General features: G+C 73.5%; 1 protein-coding gene. It reads left to right on the top strand.

Annotation, left to right across the window (positions count from 1 at the left end; translation table 11 throughout):
• Positions 1-3595 (top strand): type I polyketide synthase (locus tag ACWCPI_RS38830; RefSeq protein ID WP_451042662.1); only part of this gene is annotated, 3595 nt, incomplete at both ends.

Genomic DNA, 3595 nt, shown 5'->3' with positions numbered 1-3595 from the left:
ACCTCGAAATCGGACCCCACCCCACCCTCACACCCCACATCCACACCACCCTCGACCAGCAACCCACCCCACACACCATCACCCACACCCTCCACGCCGAGAAGCGCGAGACGCGTACGCTGCTCACGGCCGTAGCCCGGCTCCACACCGCCGGCGCACTCGTCGACTGGGCCGCCGTCCTTCCCGAACCCGAGACGACCGGACGGCACGGTGCGGCCGCCCTGCTGCCCACCTATCCGTTCCAGCACTCCGGTTACTGGATCAAGGAGCCCCTGCCGGGCGGTGACCCCGCGGAGCTGGGACTCGGTGCCGCCGACCACCCGATGCTGGGGGCCGTGAGCGAACTGCCCGATGGTGGCCTCGTCCTCACCGGCAGCGTCTCGCTGGACTCCCACCCGTGGCTGGCCGACCACACGATCGCCGGCACCGTCCTGATGCCGGGTACCGCCCTGGTCGAGCTGGCCCTGTACGCGGCCGGACGGAGCGGTTGCGGCGGGGTCAGGGAGCTGACGCTGCAGAGCCCGCTGGTCCTCCCGGAGACCGGGGGCGTCCAACTGCGTGTCACCGTAGGGCCGCCCGACGACTCGGGCGACCGTACGGTCCTGATCCACTCGCGGCCCCGCCCGTCCGGTTCGGGTGACAGGGCCGCGGCTCCGTTCGACCGGCCGTGGACGGTTCACGCCGACGGTGCGCTCGGCGCGGCGGAGGTCGTGCCATCTAGCGCAGTGTCCGCGTGGCCGCCCGAAGGGGCGCGCCCGGTGGACGTGACGGATTTCTACGAGCGGCTGACGGACCGGGGGTACACCTACGGCCCGCTCTTCCAGGGGCTAGACGCGGCATGGCGGCACGGGGAAACGCTGTACGCCGAAGTGGCATGGCCCGAGGACGCCGCCACCGGAGCCGACGATCACCGGTACGGACTCCATCCGGCCCTCCTGGACGGCGCCCTGCATCCGCTCGCCCTGGACCCGGACAGCCCGGCAGGCGAGGACGGCGAGACGGACGCGGCGACGGCGGCCGTACGGCTGCCGTTCTCCTGGTCGGGCGTGACCTTGCACATGGCCGGCGCGGGGCGGCTGCGGGTCCGTCTCGCCCCTACCGGCGAGGGAGCCGTCGAACTGGAGATCACGGACGCCGCGGGCACTCCCGTCGCCGGCGTCCGGTCGGTCGCGACCCGCCCGGTCTCCGTGGACCGGCTCGCGGCACTGGGCGCCGACCAGCGGGACGCACTGTACCGACTGGACTGGGCCGTACTGCCGTCGCCCGGGCGCACGGCGGCGGAGATGCCCCCGGGCGGCAGCGCTCCGGTCGTCCTCGAAGGCGCCCGCCTCGACCTCGCCGCGCTGGGCCGGGCCATCGACAACGGTCTCCCGGTGCCCGGCACCGTCGTGCTGCCCTGCGTACCCGCCCCTACGGCGGGATCCGACACCGTGGCGGGGGTCCACGCCGCGACGCTGCAGGCGCTCGACGCGGTCCGGGCATGGCTGGCGGACACGCGGTATGCCTCCTCACAGTTGGCCGTGGTCACCTCGGGCGCCGTGGCCATCGAGCCCACCGAGGACGTGCCGGACCTCGGCCATGCCGCGGTCTGGGGGCTCGTACGGGCCGCACAGTCCGAGAACCCCGGCCGTTTCGTCCTGGTCGACCTCGACATCCCGCACGCCGCCGACGGCTGGGAGTCGCTGCTGAACAGCGCCCTCGCCACCGGTGAGCCGCAGCTCGCCGTGCGGCGGGGCCTCCTCCACGCGCCGCGCCTGGCGCGCGCCGTCACCGCGTGGGACGGTACCCCGGGGACACCGCTGGACCCGGACGGCACCGTACTGATCACCGGAGGCACCGGCGGCCTGGGCGGGCTCGTCGCCGCTCACCTGGTCCGTGCGCACGGCGTACGGCATCTGCTGCTGTGCGGCCGTCGCGGCCCCGAGGCTCCCGGCGCCGAACAACTGCGCGCGGAGCTCGAGGAGCTCGGTGCCCGTGTGACCGTAGTGGCGTGCGACGTGGCCGATCCCGAGAGGGTGCGTGGCCTCGTCGCCGCGGTGCCCGCCGCGCATCCGCTCATCGCGGTCGTCCACGCGGCGGGAGCCCTGGACGACGGTTTGGTGGGGTCGCTGACCGATCAGCGGCTCGGGGAGGTGTTGCGACCGAAGGTCGACGCGGCCTGGAACCTGCATCACTCGACGCGCGACATGGAGCTCGCCGCGTTCGTGATGTTCTCCTCCGCCGCCGGCATCCTGGGCAACCCCGGGCAGGGCAACTACGCGGCGGCCAATACCTTCCTGGACGCCCTCGCCCACCACCGGCAAGCGGCGGGCCTGCCGGCCACGTCACTGGCGTGGGGTCTGTGGGAGGACGCCGGCGGCATGGCGGACACCCTCGACCGGTCCACCCAGGGCCGGTTCTCCCGTACCGGACTCGTGCCGTTCGCGCCGGAGCAGGCCCTGTCCCTCCTGGACGTCGCGCTGCACACGCCGGCCGAGCCACTGCTCGTTCCTGTACGGCTCGACCTCGCCGCGCTGCGCGGCGCAGGCGTCCGGGCAGCGGGAGACCTTCCCGCCGTCCTGCGCGGCCTGGTCCGTGTTCCCGCCGCGCGTCGCGGCGCACCGGCCGGTACGGCGTCGCCGGCAGAGGCACTCGCCGGGCTCCCGCCCGCCGAGCAGGAGCGGTACCTGCTGGACCTCGTCCGCGGCCGGACCGCGGCCGTGCTCGGGCACGGTTCCGCCGAGGACGTCCCGCCTCAGCGGCCGTTCCAGGAACTCGGGTTCGACTCGCTCACGGCGGTCGAGCTGCGCAACCAGCTGGACGCGGCGACCGGCCTGCGGCTGCCGGCCACGCTGATCTTCGACTACCCGACAGCACACGCCCTGGCCGCCCATCTGCACGCCCGGCTGGTGGGCGAGCGGCCCGCGACGGACGGCGGGCCTGCCGGCAACGCCCCCGCCCGTCGTGAGGACGAACCGATCGCCATCGTCTCCATGGCCTGCCGCTATCCCGGTGGCGTGCGTTCCCCCGGCGAGCTGTGGGAGCTGGCCGCCAACGGGGAGGAAGGCGTGGGGGACTTCCCGTCGAACCGAGGTTGGAACGTCGAGGAGCTCTTCGACCCGGATCCCGAAGCGGCCGGCAAGAGTTACACCCGGCACGGCGGATTCCTGTACGACGCCGACGAGTTCGACCCGGACTTCTTCGGTATCAGCCCGCGGGAAGCCCTGGCGATGGACCCGCAGCAGCGGCTGCTGCTGGAACACTCCTGGGAGGCCGTCGAGCGCTCGGGCATCCCTGCCGACTCCTTGCGTGGCAGCGCCACGGGCGTCTTCGTGGGCGTGATGTACGGCGACTACGGAGGCCGCCTCCTCCAGCAGGCCCCGGCGGGCTTCGAGGGGTACGTGGGCACCGGCAACTCGTACAGCGTGGCGTCGGGGCGGATCTCCTACACGTTCGGGTTCGAGGGACCGGCGGTCACCGTCGACACCGCCTGCTCGTCCTCACTGGTCGCCGTGCACCTCGCCGCCCAGGCCCTGCGCAACGGCGAGTGCGACATGGCGCTCGCCGGCGGCGTCACCGTCATGGCCACACCGGCCACCTTCGTCGAGTTCAGCCG

It is taken from the genome of Streptomyces sp. NPDC001920, assembly GCF_053594495.1.
This window is presented reverse-complemented; position numbering and strand designations above follow the sequence as displayed.